The 16,710-nt window shown below is 73.5% G+C and carries 15 protein-coding genes; 11 read left to right on the top strand and 4 right to left on the bottom strand.

The features are described 5' to 3' along the window. Window positions 1-77: 77 nt before the first annotated feature. The 4 genes from I3F54_RS17930 (at window position 78) to I3F54_RS17915 (ending at window position 5,467) form a co-directional block, all read left to right on the top strand. Entirely contained in the window at window positions 78-707 is a 630-nt protein-coding gene (locus I3F54_RS17930; protein ID WP_240119819.1) for a GntR family transcriptional regulator, read from the top strand. A 260-nt stretch (window positions 708-967) separates the two neighbouring features. After that, window positions 968-3,679 carry a pyruvate dehydrogenase (acetyl-transferring), homodimeric type gene (gene aceE, locus I3F54_RS17925; RefSeq protein WP_240119818.1) on the top strand — a complete coding sequence of 904 codons (2,712 nt, stop codon included), beginning with the start codon at window positions 968-970 and terminating at the stop codon, window positions 3,677-3,679. Window positions 3,680-3,808: 129 nt separating this feature from the next. Beyond that, a complete protein-coding gene (locus I3F54_RS17920; RefSeq protein WP_240119817.1) occupies window positions 3,809-4,825 on the top strand; it encodes a YafY family protein in 1,017 nt (338 codons plus the stop codon). Between the two features lie 123 nt (window positions 4,826-4,948). Beyond that, window positions 4,949-5,467 (top strand): DUF4240 domain-containing protein, encoded by a 519-nt coding sequence (locus tag I3F54_RS17915; RefSeq protein ID WP_240119816.1) that lies wholly within the window; start codon window positions 4,949-4,951, stop codon window positions 5,465-5,467. A gap of 150 nt (window positions 5,468-5,617) precedes the next feature. Here I3F54_RS17915 and I3F54_RS17910 read toward each other — a convergent pair whose 3' ends face one another. Continuing rightward, complete coding sequence (locus I3F54_RS17910) at window positions 5,618-6,436, bottom strand: peptidoglycan recognition protein (protein WP_240119815.1); 819 nt, start codon at window positions 6,434-6,436, stop codon at window positions 5,618-5,620. A gap of 189 nt (window positions 6,437-6,625) precedes the next feature. Between I3F54_RS17910 and I3F54_RS17905 the strand changes: the two genes are divergently transcribed. Beyond that, window positions 6,626-7,810, top strand: coding sequence for a MarP family serine protease (locus tag I3F54_RS17905; protein ID WP_240119814.1), 1,185 nt, complete (start codon window positions 6,626-6,628; stop codon window positions 7,808-7,810). A gap of 7 nt (window positions 7,811-7,817) precedes the next feature. Here the strand turns inward: I3F54_RS17905 and I3F54_RS17900 are convergent, their stop codons facing one another. Next, window positions 7,818-8,351: a GNAT family N-acetyltransferase gene (locus tag I3F54_RS17900; RefSeq protein WP_240119813.1), complete on the bottom strand. Its 534-nt coding sequence runs from the start codon at window positions 8,349-8,351 to the stop codon at window positions 7,818-7,820. Between the two features lie 84 nt (window positions 8,352-8,435). On the opposite strand from I3F54_RS17900, the gene I3F54_RS17895 reads away from it, so the two are divergent. Further along, the gene (locus tag I3F54_RS17895) at window positions 8,436-9,338 is read left to right on the top strand and encodes a TIGR01777 family oxidoreductase (protein WP_240119812.1); all 903 of its coding nucleotides are present in this window, start codon (window positions 8,436-8,438) and stop codon (window positions 9,336-9,338) included. A 220-nt stretch (window positions 9,339-9,558) separates the two neighbouring features. Next, a complete protein-coding gene (locus I3F54_RS17890) occupies window positions 9,559-10,980 on the top strand; it encodes an NAD(P)/FAD-dependent oxidoreductase (protein WP_240119811.1) in 1,422 nt (473 codons plus the stop codon). A gap of 136 nt (window positions 10,981-11,116) precedes the next feature. Here I3F54_RS17890 and I3F54_RS17885 read toward each other — a convergent pair whose 3' ends face one another. Beyond that, window positions 11,117-12,574, bottom strand: coding sequence for a regulator (locus tag I3F54_RS17885; RefSeq protein WP_240119810.1), 1,458 nt, complete (start codon window positions 12,572-12,574; stop codon window positions 11,117-11,119). Window positions 12,575-12,828: 254 nt separating this feature from the next. On the opposite strand from I3F54_RS17885, the gene lipB reads away from it, so the two are divergent. From lipB to I3F54_RS17865, 4 genes are all read left to right on the top strand, one after another. Next, window positions 12,829-13,626, top strand: coding sequence for a lipoyl(octanoyl) transferase LipB (gene lipB / locus I3F54_RS17880; protein ID WP_240119809.1), 798 nt, complete (start codon window positions 12,829-12,831; stop codon window positions 13,624-13,626). 107 nt (window positions 13,627-13,733) lie between these two features. Then, window positions 13,734-14,699: a lipoyl synthase gene (gene lipA / locus I3F54_RS17875; RefSeq protein WP_240119808.1), complete on the top strand. Its 966-nt coding sequence runs from the start codon at window positions 13,734-13,736 to the stop codon at window positions 14,697-14,699. Window positions 14,700-14,980: 281 nt separating this feature from the next. Further along, complete coding sequence (locus tag I3F54_RS17870) at window positions 14,981-15,178, top strand: hypothetical protein (RefSeq protein WP_240119807.1); 198 nt, start codon at window positions 14,981-14,983, stop codon at window positions 15,176-15,178. Between the two features lie 60 nt (window positions 15,179-15,238). After that, a complete protein-coding gene (locus tag I3F54_RS17865) occupies window positions 15,239-15,940 on the top strand; it encodes a DUF4191 domain-containing protein (protein WP_240119806.1) in 702 nt (233 codons plus the stop codon). A gap of 240 nt (window positions 15,941-16,180) precedes the next feature. On the opposite strand, the gene I3F54_RS17860 is transcribed toward I3F54_RS17865, so the two are convergent. Further along, complete coding sequence (locus tag I3F54_RS17860) at window positions 16,181-16,648, bottom strand: RDD family protein (protein ID WP_240119805.1); 468 nt, start codon at window positions 16,646-16,648, stop codon at window positions 16,181-16,183. Window positions 16,649-16,710 lie beyond the last annotated feature (62 nt).

Raw genomic sequence — 16,710 nt, 5'->3', positions numbered from 1 at the left:
CCGGACGGTGCCTGCGGCCTTATTGTCTAAACGTCAAACGCCCCAGGGGGCCGGTGGCCCCTCCCTAAGGAGCTCTCATGACCGCGCCCGTCGTCCACTCGCTGCGCGAGCAGATCCGCGAGCACATCCTGGAAGGGATCATCAGCGGGCGCTGGCAGCCGGGCGAGCGGATCGTGGAACGGCGCATCGCCACCGAGCTGGAGGTCAGCCAGACCCCGGTGCGGGAGGCACTGCGCGAGCTGGAGTCACTGCGGCTGATCGAGTCGGCGCCGAACAAGGGCGTGCGGGTGCGCAACCTGACCGCGGCCGACCTGGAGGAGAGCTACCCCGTACGGGCCGGCCTGGAGGCCATCGCGGCGGAGCTGGCGGCGGAGCGGCTGGCCGGTGACTGCTCCGCGCTGGAGTCGCACGTCTCGGCGCTGTACGAGGCCGACCGCCATACCGACGGCACGGCCCAGGTACGGCACACGGTCGCGTTCCACCGCGAGCTGGTGCGCGCGGCCGGCAACTCGGTCCTGCTGCACACCTGGGAGGGCCTGGGCATCGAGGTGTTCACGGCGCTGTCGATCCGCTGGCTGGGCACGGTGCAGCAGTCCTACGCCGAGGAGCACGAGGAACTGGTGCAGGCGTTCCGCCGCCGGGACCCCCGCATCGCCGAGATCGTCAAGGCACACGTCCTGGGCTGCGCGCCGCGCCACGAGGGCTGAGCGCACCCCCGCTCAAACGTGCTCCCACCTGCGTAAACCCTTCAAAAACAAGGCACCCGGTGTCTCCGGGCAAGGCACCGGGTGCCTACTTTTCCGTGATCAGGGGGATTTCGCCGCCAACCCTTTGATCGATCATCGATCAGGGAGTTACAGTCGCCGACGGACTTCCACCGAAGTCCAGCCCTGTCCTGCCAAAGACCAAGGGCACCCCGAACCCTTCGCTGTGAGGGAACCCCCCTTCGACTGAGGAAGGCGGCGACATGACCGACCCCAACGCCATCCAGCCGAGCGAGCTCGACCAGCTCCCGGACCGCGACCCGGAGGAAACCGCCGAATGGCAGGCCTCCCTGGACGCCGTCGCCGAGGCTGCCGGGCCGCACCGTGCCGCATACCTGATGCGCCGCACGCTGGAGCGCGCCGAGGGCACCGGCATCGCGCTGCCGAAGCTCCTGGAGACCGACTACGTCAACACCATCCCGACCGCCGCCGAGCCGCACGTGCCCGGCGACCCGGAGATGGAGGCCCGGATCACCGCGTGGAACCGCTGGAACGCCGCGGCCATGGTGACCCGCGGCAGCAAGCACGGCGTCGGCGGCCACATCGCCACCTTCGCCTCCGCGGCCTGGCTCTACGAGACCGGCTTCAACCACTTCTTCCGCGGCAAGGACTCGGGCGACGCCGCCGGCTCCGGCGACCAGCTGTACATCCAGGGCCACGCCTCCCCCGGCATCTACGCCCGCGCCTTCCTCGACGGCCGGCTGAACGAGCAGCACCTGGACAACTTCCGGCAGGAGGCAGGCGGCAACGGCCTGCCGTCCTACCCGCACCCGCGCCGCCTCCCCTGGCTGTGGGAGTTCCCGACGGTGTCGATGGGCCTCGGCCCGCTGTCGGCGATCTACCAGGCGCGGTTCAACCGCTACCTCACCAACCGCGGCATCAAGGACGTCTCCGCGTCCCACGTCTGGGCCTTCCTCGGCGACGGCGAGATGGACGAGCCGGAGTCGACGGCGGCGCTCGCGCTGGCCGCACGTGAGGAACTGGACAACCTCACCTTCGTCATCAACTGCAACCTGCAGCGCCTGGACGGCCCGGTCCGCGCCAACTTCAAGATCGTGCAGGAGCTGGAGGCCCAGTTCCGCGGCGCCGGCTGGAACGTCGTCAAGACGCTGTGGGGCTCCACCTGGGACGAACTGTTCCAGCTGGACACCACGGGCGCGCTCGTACGCCGCCTGCGCGAGGTACCGGACGCGCAGATCCAGACGTACCAGACCCGCGACGCCGCCTACATCCGCGAGAGCTTCTTCGGGTCCGACCCGGCCCTCGTGGAGATGGCGAAGCTGCTGAGCGACGACAAGATCCTCGACTGCTTCCACTTCTCCCGCGGCGGCCACGAGCCGCGCAAGGTCCACGCCGCCTACAAGGCGGCCCTGGACCACAAGGGCGCGCCGACGGTCATCCTGGCCCAGACGGTCAAGGGCCACACCCTCGGCGAGGGCTTCGCCTCGAAGAACGCCAACCACCAGATGAAGAAGCTGACGGTGGACGAGTTCAAGGCGATGCGCGACCTGCTCGGCCTGCCGATCAGGGACAGCGACTTCGCCGACGGCCAGGTGCCCTACGGCCACCCGGGCGCCGGCTCCCCGGAGGTCCGCTACCTCCAGGAGCGCCGCGCCTCCCTCGGCGGCCCGGCCCCGGCCCGCCGCACGCACCCCCTCGCCCCGCTGCCGGCCCCCGCCGAGAAGGCGTTCACCTCCTTCGACAAGGGCTCCGGTTCGCAGAACGTGGCGACGACGATGGCCTTCGTCCGCCTGGTGAAGGACCTGGTCCGCGACAAGGAGACGGGCAGGCGCTGGGTGCCGATCGTCCCCGACGAGGCGCGCACCTTCGGCATGGAGTCGCTGTTCCCCTCGCTCGGCATCTACTCGCCCAAGGGCCAGACGTACGAGCCGGTCGACCGCGACCAGCTGATGTACTACAAGGAGGCCCGGAACGGCCAGATCCTCAACGAGGGGATCACCGAGGCCGGTTCGATGGCCGACTTCATCGCCGCTTCGACGTCGTACGCGACGCACGGCGAGGCGATGATCCCGTTCTACATCTTCTACTCGATGTTCGGCTGGCAGCGCACCGCCGACCAGATGTGGCAGCTCGGCGACCAGCTCGGCCGCGGCTTCCTGGTCGGCGCGACGGCCGGTCGGACGACGCTGACGGGCGAGGGCCTCCAGCACGCCGACGGCCACTCGCCGGTGATCGCGGCCACGAACCCGGCGTCGCTGACGTACGACCCGGCGTTCGCGTACGAGATCGCGGTCATCGTCCGCGAGGGTCTGCGCCGCATGTACGGCGAGGCCAAGCCGGGCGAGGACCCGAACGTCTTCTACTACCTCACCGTCTACAACGAGCCGCTGCCGCAGCCCGCGAGGCCGTCCGGCCCGGGCATCGACGAGGGCATCGTCAAGGGCCTGTACCGTTTCAACACCGCGGAGTCGGCCGGCCTGTCCACCACCGCCAACGCCCCGCGCATCCAGCTGCTGGGCTCCGGTACGGCGATCCACTGGACGCTGGAGGCGCAGCGGCTGCTCGCCGAGGAGTGGGGCGTGGCCGCCGACGTGTGGTCGGCGACCTCCTGGTCGGAGCTGCGCCGGGACGCCATGGACGCCGACGCGGCGCTCCTGCGCGGCGAGGAGCGGGTGCCGTTCGTGCGGCAGGCGCTCCAGGGCGCCGAGGGCCCGGTGCTGGCGGTCTCCGACTACATGCGCCAGGTCCCGGACCAGATCGCGCAGTGGGTCGAGCAGGACTGGTCCTCGCTGGGCGCCGACGGCTTCGGCCTGTCGGACACCCGTGAGGCGGCCCGCCGCCACTTCGGCGTCGACGCCCCGTCGATCGTCGTCGCGGCCCTGGCCCAGCTCGCCCGCCGCGGCGAGGTGAAGGCCGCCGCGGTCAAGGAGGCCCGGGAGAAGTACGGCCTGTAGGGACCGGTGTCGTCGGGGTCCCGCCGAAGCGGGGCCACGACCCACCACACGACCGCACCCCACCGGGGCGGGAGACCGCCGCACCACCGCAGCCCCCGCCCCGGCGGGGGCCTGCTGCATGATGGCGGCATGCGTGCCGCCCGACTGATCAAGATGGTGCTGCTGCTCCAGTACCGGCGCTCGATGACCGCCGCGGAGCTGGCGCGGGAGCTGGAGGTCTCGGAGCGGACCGTGGCGCGCGACGCGCAGGCGCTGTCCGAGGCGGGCGTGCCGGTGTACGCGGACCGGGGGCGGGCCGGGGGGTACCGGCTGGTCGGCGGCTCTCGCGCCCTTCCCCGCAGCCTCGCGGGCCTGGGCGGCGGTCCGCTGACCGGGCTGGCGCGCGGTGAGGCCGAGGCGCTGTTCCTGAGCGGGGTGCCGGCGGCCCTGAGGGAGATGGGGCTGGAGGACGCCGCCTCCGCGGCCCGGCTGAAGGTGTCGGCCGCGCTGCTGCCGTCCCTGCGGGACGCCCCGCTCTCGGTGGCACAGCGGTTCCATCTGGACGCACCGAACTGGTTCACCGAGCCGCGGACGCCCGAGCTGCTGCCGGAGGTGGCCGGCGCGGTGTGGGACGACCGGCGGATCACGGCCCGCTACCGGCGTGCGCAACGGACGGTGGATCGCGACCTGGAGCCGTACGGGCTGGTGCTGAAGGCGGGGGTCTGGTACGTCTGCGCGCGCGTGGCGGGCACCGGGGCGAGTGGGGAGTTCCGGACGTACCGCATCGACCGGTTCACCGCCGTCGACGTCCAGGAGGGTGCTTTCGCCCGCGACGAGGGGTTCGATCTGCCCGGCTTCTGGGCGGCGCAGGCGGAGCGGTTCGCCCGGTCCCTGTGGCGGGACGAGGTCGTCGTACGGCTGTCCCCGCAGGGGGTGCGGATGCTGTGGCACGCCGTCGATCCGCTCGCCGCGCGCCGGGCGCTGGCCGCGGCCGGGGAGCCGGACGGTGCGGGACGGGTGACGGTGACCCTGCCGGTGGAGTCCGAGGAGGTCGCGCACGCGCAGCTCACGGCGCTCGGGCCGGAGGCGGAGGTGCTGGCGCCCGCGGGGCTGCGTGACCGGTTCGCCCGGGACGCGCGGCGGATGGCCGGACTGTACGGGGCGTGAGGAACGGGCGGGGGGATCGGGGAACCGGGTGCGGGGATCCTGGCATCGGGTGCGGGGATCCGGCGCGAAATGCGCCGCACTCCACGTGCGTACGGGTTCCGATGGGCCGATGCTGGAGCCGTGATGGACGAGACGGAGTTCTGGGACCTGGTGGACACTAGCCGCGAGGCCGCCGAGGGCGACCCCGAGGAACAGGCCGACGTGCTCGTGGACCGGCTCCGGCGGCTGGATCCCGAGGCGGTCCTGGACTTCGCCCGTCATTTCGAGGCGCGCTACAACCGCGCCTACCGCTGGGATCTGTGGGGCGCCGCCTGGGTGCTGCTGGACGGGGCCAGTGACGACGCCTTCGACTTCTTCCGCTGCTGGCTGATCGGGCAGGGGCGGGAGGTCTTCGAGGGCGCGCTGCACGACCCCGACTCCCTCGCCGGTCTGCTCGGCGACTTCGACGAGGAGATCGACGGCGACGGCGAGGAGATCGGCTACGCGGCCGACGAGGCCTACGAGCAGCTCACCGGCGGCGTCGCCCCCGACCTGGGCCTGCCGCCCCAGCCGGCAGAGCCGGAGGGCACGCCGCTCGACTTCGAGAACGAGCGGGCCCTGGCCGAGCGCTTCCCGAAACTCTGGGACCGCTTCCGCACGTGAGCCTCTCCGGCCCGCACCGCGACCGGGCCGGCCGGGGCACGGCGCGGCTCCTGGCCGTGGCTGCCGGCCGCACGGCCGGCCACCGCAGGTGCCCTCCCGCACCCGGCGGCGGTGGCAGGGCGGCGCTGTGGTCGTGGTGGCTGGTGCCGGTCACGTCCCGGCGTCGGGTGTGCGGCCCTGGAGTGCCGCGGCGCGCAGCCTGATGGCCGGGAGCCGGGCGACGAGGGCCGGGCCGGGACATCGGGTCATGTAGGCGTCCTTGTGGGCGGCGACGGCGGGCAGGACGGCCGTGGTGCCGCGTGGGTAGCGGCTGTGGCCGTTGCTGGAGGTCAGCCGGACGCCGCCGCGGGGGTCGGTACCGGTGAGGCCCAGCTTCCAGGCGACGAGCGCGGCGATCGCGTCGGTCATCGCCCGCGGCACGCGGGTGCCCTCGGTGAAGGTGCCGATGGCGGCGATGCCGGCGGTGCGGTGGTTGAAGCCCTGGGTGTGGGCACCGGTGACAGGGCGGTCGACGCCTCCGGCGCGACCCTCGTAGATGGTGCCGCAGCGGTCGACGAGGAAGTTGTAGCCGATGTCGTCCCAGCTGCGGTCGCGGGTCTGACCGGTGTAGAGAGCACGGATGATGCGGGGGGTGTCGGCGCAGTCGTAGTCGTTGGGCGAGTCGGTGTGGTGGATGAAGACGGCGACGACCTCGCCGTCGTAGCGCGGCGGTGGCTGGGCGGGGGCGGTGCCGTCGAGCCAGGCCGAACGGGGCCTGATCGACGGCTTGGGCGCGGTGTGGGATCCGGCCGGGCGGGCCACCGGGGACGGAGGCCGGACGGTACCGGACGGGCGGTCGGCACCGTGCACGCACAGGGCCAGCGTGGCGACGGCGGCGAGGCCGGGCAGGAAACCGAAAGCCACCCGGGCGGAGCCGGGTATCCGTACGGCCCGCCGCTTCCGTGTCCCCCGAGCTGTTCGGACACGCATGATCCCACTATCGGCGCAAACCCCCGCGCCCGCGATGTGTGCCGTGCCACCCCTTGGAACCATCGTCCGGGTCCGCGGCGTTTCCCCGGGTGACAGCGCGTGCGGCCGGGCTCCGCCGGGCCGCACGCGCGCGGCTGATCACCGGGCCCGTCCCCCGCGTACTAACGGGTCCGAGAGAAAGGCGGCTCCGTGGACGTGCTGGACATCCTGCTGTTGCTGGTGATCCTGGCCTACGCCGGCTCCGGCTACCGGCGCGGGCTGGTGGCCGGCTGCGTGTCGCTCGCCGGCTTCGTGGGCGGCGCGGTGGTCGGCGTGTGGGTGCTGCCGTGGGTGATGGAGCTGGTGCCGGCGGGGTCGACGGCGGCGACGGTGACCGCGGTGTGCACGGTGCTGCTGCCTGCGGCGGCCGGCCACGAGCTGGCGGGGCGGCTCGCGCTGCGGCTGCGGCGGGAGCTGGACCGGGGGCCGCTGAGGGTGGCCGACGGCGTGGGCGGGGCGGCCGCGAACACCGCCGCGGTGCTGATCGTGGCGTGGGTGGCGGCGAGCGTGCTGGCCGCGTCCTCGTCACCGCTGCTGACCGGCCAGATCCGCGACTCGCGGCTGCTGGGGGCGGTGCAGGACGCGATGCCGGACAGCACGCCGGCGTGGTTCTCCCGGGCCACGTCCGCACTGACGGAGGCGGGCTTCCCGCAGGTGTTCAACCCGTTCGAGAACGAGTCGACGGCCGAGGTCGCCCGTCCCACGGGCGACAACGTGACCGCCGCCGCCACGGATGCGGCCCGGCGGAGCACGGTCAAGATCGAGGGGGTCTCGGGCGACCAGGGCCGAGAGGGCAGCGGGTTCGTGTTCGCGCCGGGGCACGTGATGACCAACGCGCACGTGGTCGCGGGCATCGACGCGCCGAAGGTGCGCGTCGGTGGGGTGGGGCGGCCGTACCCGGCGCGGGTGGTGCTGTTCGATCCGGACCGGGACGTGGCCGTGCTGTACGTGCCCGGCCTGCACGCGCCCGTGCTGCGGTTCGACGACGACGCGGGACGCGGGGCGGCGGCCGTGGTCGCGGGCTATCCGCAGGACGGCGACCTCGACCTGCAGGCGGCCACGGTCGCGGCCCGGGTGCACGCGCACGGGCAGAACATCTACAACGACGGCTCGGTCACCCGGGAGATCTACTCGATCCGTTCCACGGTCCGCCCCGGCAACTCCGGCGGGCCGCTGCTGACCACGGACGGCCGGGTGTTCGGCGTGGTCTTCGCCCGCTCCACCTCGGACGACGAGACGGGGTACGTGCTGACGGCGGCGGAGGTGGCCCCGGCCGCGCAGCGCGCGGCGGACGCGACACGGCCGGTGGACACCGGGCAGCTGGTGACGTCCTGACCGGGCCTCAGCGCAGTGGACGGCCCATCAGGACGTCGTCGACGTAGGCGCCGTCGAGAAGGAACTCCTCCGGCTGCACGCCCTCGACGACGAAGCCCTCGGACTCGTACAGCCTGCGGGCCGGGGTGTTGTGGCCGAGGACGCGCAGGGTGATGCGGCGGAAGCCGCCCGCGCGGGCCCCGTCGACGGCCGCGCGCACCAGGGCCCGGCCGGCGCCCCGGCCCCGGGCCTCCCCGGCGACGACGAGGCCGCGGACGTGCCGTACGTGCGTGTTGGCGGCGAACGGCGTGGGGAAGCCGAGCCGGATGTACCCGGCGAGGCGGCCGTCGAGTTCGGCGACGAGGTGGTCGGCGGGGCGGCCGGTCTCCCGGAAGAAGGGCTCGCCGGGCTCGGGCTGCGGGGTGATGGCGTGCAGGTGCGACCAGTTGGCGCGATCCAGCCGGCGCAGTGCCTCCTCGTCCTCGGGCCGGGCGACGCGGATGGACGGCTCGTGCGGCGGCCGGCGGGGAGGTGACGGCTCGTGCGGGGTCGGCTCGGGCATGGCCGTCACCCTATGTGGGGACCGCCGTGCCCCGAAACGGGTTTCCCCCGGGGGACACGTGCGCTCACGGGACAGGATGGCCTCATGCGACGGATGAGGATTGCGGTGGCCGGGTCCTCCGGCCTGATCGGCGGTGCGCTCGTGCGGTCCCTGACCGCCGACGGGCACGAGGTGGTGCGGCTGGTGCGCCGTGCGCCCGGGGGCGCGGACGAGGCGCGCTGGGACCCCGCGGGCGGGTCCGTGGACGTGGCGGGGCTGGAGGGCTGCGACGCCGTGGTGAACCTGGCGGGCGCCGGGATCGGCGACCGGTGGTGGACCGAGGCGTACAAGGAGCGGATCCGCAGCAGCCGGGTGGACGGCACACGGACGCTCGCGGAGGCGGCCGCCGCGCTGAGGAAGCCGCCGCGCGTGTTCGTGGGCGGCAGCGCGATCGGCTACTACGGCGACACCGGCGACCGGGCCGTGGACGAGCGGGCGCCGCACGGCCGGGGATTCCTGGCGGAGGTGTGCGTGGACTGGGAGGCGGCGGCCGGGCCCGCACGGGAGGCGGGGGTGCGGACGGTGCTGGTGCGCACCGGCCTCGTGGTGTCGCGCCGGGGCGGCGCCTGGGCGAAGCTGTTCCCGGTCTTCCGGGCCGGGCTGGGCGGGCGGCTGGGCGACGGGCGGCAGTACTGGTCGTACATCGCGCTGCACGACGAGGTCGCCGCGATCCGGCACCTGATCGACCGCGACGACCTCGCGGGCCCGTTCAACCTCACCGCGCCGCAGCCGCTGACGAACCGTGAGATCACGGAGGCGATGGGGCGGGTGCTGCACCGGCCGACCCTGCTCGGCGTCCCGGCGCCGGTGCTGCGGACCGTACTGGGCGAGATGTCCGGGGACGTGCTCGGCAGCGCACGGATCCTGCCGGCGCGGCTGCTGGAGTCGGGGTTCGTCTTCGCGTTCCCCGGCATCGAGGAGGCGATCCGGGCGGCGCAGCGGGAGTAGGGCCGGCGCGCCCGGGACCGCCGCGCGGGGCACGGGCAGCGCGCCCCGCGCGGCGGGGCGGCCACCGGTGACCGTATGCGACCGCCGTGCGACCGTGCCCTGTTCGTGCGCGACTGCACCCGACCGATCACGGCCCTAACCTCGTCCCGAACTCGGGTATTCCCGACGGCTGTTGAGGGCATGACGTCTCCACCAGCCGCGCAACCTCGAGGAGGGGCACGTGCTTGAGCCCGCGTACCAGGCAGACGTCGTCGTGGTGGGAGCCGGGATCGCCGGCCTCTCGGCGGCGCTTCGGCTGACCAGCGCAGGAGTGACGACCACGGTACTGGAGGCCGCCCCGTACGTGGGCGGCCGGATGGCGACCGAGAAGGTCGACGGCTTCCGGCTGGACCGCATCGGGCAGTTGCTGTCCACCGCCTATCCGGAACTACGCCGCACCCCGGGACTGGACGCGCTCGTCCTGCGTCCGTTCGCCCCGGGCGTCCTGCTGCACAGCGACGGCCGCCGGCACCGCGCGGGTGCCGTGGCGGGCGGCGCGGGCGCGCGGGGCGCGAGGAGTGGCACGAGGGGCGCACTCCATGTCGTGCGCGCCCTGGCGAGCGCTCCCCGGACGGCGCCCCGCGCGCCGGCCGCGAAGGGCGCCGCCCCCAGGACGGCGAGGGGTGCCGTGCCCAGGGCCCGTACCGGTGCCCCGTTGGGCGGCCCCGTCGACCAGGCCCGGCTCGACGCCGCCCTGACCCGGCTCGCCCACCTGCCCGTCGAACGGCTGCTGTCCCGCCCCGAGTCCCCGGCCGGCCGGGCCCTCACCGCCCGCGGACTACCCGCACGCACGGTCGACGGCTTCCTGCGCCCGCTGCTGGCAGCCCTGCTGTGCGACCCCGCGCTGACCACGTCCAGCCGGTGCGCCGACCTCGCACTGCGCTCCTTCGCCGCGGGCCGGCTGTGCCTGCCGGAGGGCGGCGCGGAGGTGCTGCCGGAACTGCTGGCGGGGGCGCTGCCGCCGGGCGCCGTGCACACCGGGGTGCGGGTCACCTCGGTGTCGACCACCGCGGTCACCACGGCCGAGCACGGGGTGTTCCGCTGCCGTGCCGTGCTGGTCGCGACGGACGCGCGCACCGCCGCCGAACTGCTGCCCGGCCTGCGCGTGCCAGCCTTCCACCCGGTGACCGTCGTCCACCACACGGCGGACGAGGCGCCCGGGACCGGCACGTCGCTGCTGCTGGACGCCGACCGGGGCGGCCCCGTCGCCCACACGGCGGTGGTCAGCCGGGTCGATCCGACCCGGGCGCCGGCGGGCCGCGCGCTGATCTCGTCCACGGTGCTGGGCGTCCCGCCCGACGCCGTGGACACCGCCGTCCGCATGCATCTGGCCCGGCTGTACGGCACGTCCACCACTCGCTGGGAGACCCTCGCGGTGCACCGCACCACCGAGGCCGTGCCCGCGATGCGGCCGCCGCACGACCTCAGGCGTCCGGTGCGGCTCCTGGCCGGCCTGTACGTGTGCGGCGACCACCGGGACACCAGCACGGTCCAGGGAGCCCTGCACTCCGCCCGGCGCGCCTGCGCGGCGATCCTGGCGGACCGGGGGGCGGCCGGGCCCCTGCACACCGCCGGTCCGGCCCCGGCGGCGCAGGCCGCCTGAAGGCCGTCGGTCGGGAGCACGGGTTCCGCGCGGCCCCACGGCGCGGGGAACCCGGCCCGGGCACCACCGGCCCGGGCACAGGGCCGTGCGGCGGGGCCGCCCCGCCCCGCCGCGGCTCCGGCTCCGGCTCCGGCTCCTACCCCAGCGCCGCGATCTTGTCGCGGTACCCCCGCGCGGGCGCCGCGTCCTTGTAGGGCTCCAGGCGGCGCTCGAAGTCCTTGACGTACTCCACCGCCCGCACCGACCGCATCTCCGCCGCCTGCCCGGCCGCCTCCGCGGCGAGCTGGCAGGCCTGGTCCAGTTCACCGAGGCCGAGTCGGGCGGTGGCGAGGACGACCTTGGAGAACAGCCTGCTGCGCGCGTACCCGGCGCCACGCAGCTGCAGGGAGCGCTCGGCGTGCTGCGCGGCGGCGCGGAACTGCTGCAGGTCGCGGTGGCAGTGCCCGAACTCGTCGGCCAGCTGGGCCTCGTCGAAGCACCGCGCCCAGGAGGGCACCTCGTCCCCCGGTCGCGCCGCCTCCAGCGCGCGCTCGGCGCGCACGAGGGAGGCGGTGCTGGAGCGGACCTCGCCGAGCACCCCGTGCCCGCGCGCCTCGGCGGCATGCAGCAGCGCCTGCACGACCGGCGGGCCGCCGCCGCCCACGCCCTGCTGCGCCACGCGCGCCAGCTGGACGGCCTCGCGGCCGTGCCCGAGGTACACGGCCTGGCGGCTCATCGTCACCAGGACGTAGGCACCGTAGGCGCGGTCCCCGGCGGCCTGGGACAGCCGCAGCGCCTGGACGAAGTACCGCTGGGCCAGGCCGTGCGCCGCGATGTCGTACGACGTCCAGCCGGCCAGCCGGGTCAGTTCGGCGGCGGCGCCGAACAGCCGCCGGCCGGTCTGCTCGCCGTAGACGCCGCGCAGCATCGGCTCGCACTCGTGCTCCAGGTAGCGCACGAGGGCCTGCCGGGCGTGGCCGCCGCCGTAGGCGTCGTCGAGGGTGCGGAACAGTTCGGCGACCGAACGCAGCGCGGCGATGTCGCCCCCGCTCACCCGGTGTCCGGGCCCGCGCTCGGCCGGATTGCGGCGGCGCGGCTCGCCCGGGGCCGTGCCCCGGGGCGCGGCGGGGCGGCCCTGGGCGGGGACGCGGGGCGTCTCGCCGCGGGCGACCTTCTCGTCGGCACGGCCGATGAGCCAGTCCCTGCTGGGCACCACGAGCCCGGCGGGGGTGAAGGCGATCTTGCGCAGCTCGGCATGACTGCCGGAGTCCTTGCGCCACAGGCCGCTGACGATGTCGACGGCCTCCTCGGGGCCGGCGGCGAACTCCAGGCCCGCGTAGACGGGCGCACAGGCATCCAGCCCGAGGTCCTGCGCGGTGAGGCGACGGCCGAGACGACGGGTGAAGACCTCGGCGATCAGTGCCGGCGTGGTGCCGCGCGGCTGCTGCCCGCGCAGCCAGCGGGTCACGGACGTCTTGTCGTATCTCAGGTCGAGCCCGTGCTCCAGGCCGAGCTGGTCCACGCGACGGGCGAGACCTGCGTTGGAGAACCCCGCTTCTGCGATGAGCGCGGCGAGCTGGCGGTTGGGGGTGCGCTGCGCGGGTCGTTCCGTCATCTGCGGTGTGGTCTCCTGCCTTCCGGGCCACTGAAGTGCCGGAATTGCCTGTGAGCTGCCCTTATGGCCTCGTGAACGGCGCGAATGTAGCGGAGCGTAAGCACCCCGTCGCACCCTTTGGCGGTCATTCATCCGATCGTGTGAGGATTGCCCCCAGCGGCTGACGCAGATCCGGCCTCTGTAGCGCGGATCCCGCGGACGTACAGTGGCGTGGGCCCGTTTCAGGCCTTACGACTTCGAGGGAGGCGCTTGCCGTGAGTGAGCTGCGGTTCGTCCGTATGGGGTTCGGAGCGGACGCCGTCGAGTACCAGCAGGCCTGGGACGAGCAGCGCCGGGTGCACGCGGCGCGGTTCGCCGACGAGGTGCCCGACACCGTCCTGCTGCTGGAGCATCCCCCCGTCTACACGGCGGGCCGGCGCACCGAGGACAGCGAGCGCCCCCTGGACGGCACCCCGGTCGTGGACGTCGACCGCGGCGGCAAGATCACCTGGCACGGTCCGGGCCAGCTGGTGGGCTACCCGATCCAGAAGCTGCCCCGCCCGGTCGACGTGGTGGCGCACGTGCGGCGCCTGGAGGAGGCCCTCATCCGCACCTGCGCCGAGTTCGGCCTGGCCACCACCCGGGTCGAGGGCCGCAGCGGCGTCTGGGTGCTCGGCGACCCGGTGGAGCAGCGCCCCTCGCTCGGCGGACTCTCCCTGGACTTCGACCCGCGCCTGCACGACGAGGAGTTCGACCCGCGGCTCAACGGCCCCGAGTACGCCCCCTCCAACGCGGGCCAGCGCCGCGAGGACCGCAAGATCGCCGCGATCGGCATCCGGGTCGCCAAGGGCGTCACGATGCACGGCTTCGCCCTGAACGTGAACCCGGACAACGCCTGGTTCGACCGGATCATCCCGTGCGGCATCCGCGACGCGGGGGTCACGTCGCTGACCAACGAGGTGGGCCGGGAGGTCACGATCGACGAGGTGCTGCCGGTGGCGGAGAGGCACCTGAGGGACATCCTGGAGAACGCGGAGCTGAAGCCGCGGCCGATCGAGAAGGCGACCGCCTGATCAGGGGAATGCACCCTGCGGCCGGGCGGTTGGCCTGAGCGGTAGGGCTCAGTAAACACGGGCGTACCCTGGTGTACGCCGAAGAATCGAAGCTACAGGGAGCCGACGTGTCCGCAGTCTCACCGGACGGACGCAAGATGCTGCGCCTGGAGGTCCGCAACAGCCAGACCCCCATCGAGCGCAAGCCCGAGTGGATCAAGACGCGGGCGAAAATGGGTCCCGAGTACTCCAAGATGCAGAACCTGGTCAAGAGCGAGGGCCTGCACACGGTCTGCCAGGAGGCCGGCTGCCCGAACATCTACGAGTGCTGGGAGGACCGCGAGGCGACCTTCCTCATCGGCGGCGACCAGTGCACCCGGCGCTGCGACTTCTGCCAGATCGACACGGGCAGGCCGGAGGCCCTCGACCGCGACGAGCCGCGCCGCGTGGGCGAGTCGGTGGTCACCATGGACCTGAACTACGCCACCATCACCGGCGTCGCCCGCGACGACCTGGAGGACGGCGGCGCCTGGCTGTACGCCGAGACGGTACGGCAGATCCACCGGCAGACCGCTCAGCGCGAGGACGGCCGGACCAAGGTGGAGCTGCTCGCACCCGACTTCAACGCGGTCCCCGAGCAGCTGGCGGAGGTCTTCTCGTCCCGCCCCGAGGTCTTCGCGCACAACGTCGAGACGGTGCCCCGGATCTTCAAGCGCATCCGCCCCGGCTTCCGCTACGAGCGCTCCCTGAAGGTGATCACCGAGGCCCGCGACGTCGGCCTGGTCACCAAGTCGAACCTGATCCTCGGCATGGGCGAGACCCGCGAGGAGGTCGGCGAGGCGCTGCGGCAGCTGCATGACGCCGGCTGTGAGCTGATCACCATCACGCAGTACCTGCGCCCGTCCGTGCGCCACCACCCGGTGGAGCGCTGGGTGAAGCCGCAGGAGTTCGTGGAGCTGAAGGAGGAGGCCGAGCAGATCGGCTTCTCCGGCGTGATGTCCGGCCCGCTGGTCCGCTCCTCCTACCGGGCCGGCCGCCTGTACCGGATGGCGATCGAGAAGCGGGACGGCTTCGCGGCCACTCAGGCCGTCTGAGAACCGTCGGGGAACCACCCGGGGATCGCCTCGGGAACCATACTGTGTGAATTCACGCACAAATTATTACCGGCGGGTAATGGCCGGGGTGATGCGGTCCTGGCCGTCCTCGCTGATCAGGGCACGGGGCAGGGCCGCACCGGCGTTCCGGGTCGCCGCCGGACACTGCGGCAAAGGCTTCATGGGTGTTTGACCGGTCGGTCACGCCCTGGTAACACCAATCAGTGACGCTGGACTCACGCCACGTACACCCGTCCCGCCAGCCGTAGGGGGATCCCCAGATGCAGGCCGCGCCCGTTCGCGCCACCGCGATTCCGTCCTTCACCGACGCGCTGCGCGCCGTCGAGTCCCTGCTCATGAGCAGCGGCCAGCGCACCGCCCGCCGCAACGCCTGGACCTCCGTCCTGGAGGACCGCCGCCGCGCCAAGGACCGGGTCGAGGCCCAGCAGGTCCTGGAGCGCGTCGCCACCCGCTCCTGAGTCGCTCGTCACCCCGCACTGCCGTCGAAGGCGCTTCCGGGGGCACGTAGACTTCGGGGCATGGCGAGGAAGGACAACGCGGCGGACGCCGCGAACGCAGGGCGACTGAAGCAGATCGCCCTCACGTACAAGATGACCCGCAAGGCCGACAAGAGGATCGGTCTCGTACTCGCGGCAGTCGGGCTCGGCACCCTCGGTGTCTTCCTCGTGATCGGTTTCCTGATCGGCCACCCCGTCTATCTGGGCATCCTGGGCCTGCTGCTGGGCCTGCTGGCGACGGCGATCGTCTTCGGGCGCCGGGCCGAACGGGCCGCCTTCGGGCAGATGCAGGGACAGCCGGGCGCCGCCGCGGCCGTCCTCGACAACATCGGCCGGGGCTGGACGACGACCCCCGCCGTGGCGATGAACCGCAGCCAGGACGTGGTGCACAGGGCCGTCGGCAAGGCCGGCATCGTCCTGGTCGCCGAGGGCAACCCGAACCGGGTGAAGACCCTCCTGGCCGCCGAGAAGAAGAAGATGAGCCGCGTCGTCGCGGACGTGCCCGTGCACGACATCGTGGTCGGCACCGGCGAGGGCCAGGTCGAGCTGAAGAAGGTCCGCACCACGATGCTGAAGCTGCCGCGCGTGCTGACCGGCCCGCAGGTGACCGCGACCAACGACCGGCTGCGCGCCATGGGCGACCTGCTCAGCAACATGCCGATGCCGAAGGGCCCGATGCCGAAAGGCGTGCGGATGCCCAAGGGCGGCCCGAAGGCCCGCTGACGGTCGTCCCGACGAGTTCTCCCGCACGACGGCGGAGGGGTCCGGCGATCGCCGGACCCCTCCGCCGTCGTGTGGGGTGCGTCGTGGTGCGGGTACCGCCGGTCCCGCGGGAGAGCCCGGGCGAAGCCTGAGCGCCCGGCACAGGACGCCGGCCGGACGCAAGGCGGGCCGGCACTGCGTGTGCGGGGCGGTGCGGTACGCGCCGAACCGTTCGGGGCCCGCCGTGGAACCCCGGAGGGATCAGACGCGGACCTCCACCGTCCGGCCCAGCCGGTCGTGGAGCCCGCGGCCGTCGCGGTCCCAGACGAGTGCCGGCACGGCGAGGCAGAGCAGGACCGTGCGCACGGCGGCGCGCAGCGGGTTCACGGTTCCGGTCTCCAGGCTGACCACCCGGATGCCGAAGAGGCGCTTGCCCGGGGTGAAGCCGATCGTGCCCACGGTGAGCAGGCTCATCACCAGGAAGATCAGCAGCGCCCAGTTGCTGGTGGCGGGGCTGTAGCCGTCGGTGATCAGACCGTATGCGATCAAGACGCACAGGCCCCAGTCCACGCCCAGCGCGCCGAGCCGGCGTCCCGGGCGGGCGAGGGAGTTCGGCCCGGTCTCCGGCAGCCCCAGCTGCTCTCCCCGGTAACCGAAGTCGGCTCCGGCGTCCTCCATGGCGGCACGGGGCCCGGAGAGCCACGATCCGATTGCTTGCCTGTTGTCCACCCGACCACGGTACTGCGCCCGCACAGGACCACCGCAGGGCGGGGTGTGCGCGGGGTGTGTCG

Source organism: Streptomyces sp. MUM 2J, assembly GCF_022414535.1.
GTDB lineage: Bacteria > Actinomycetota > Actinomycetes > Streptomycetales > Streptomycetaceae > Streptomyces.
The sequence above is the reverse complement of the archived record's forward strand: the minus strand, read 5'-3'. Positions and strand labels throughout refer to the sequence as shown.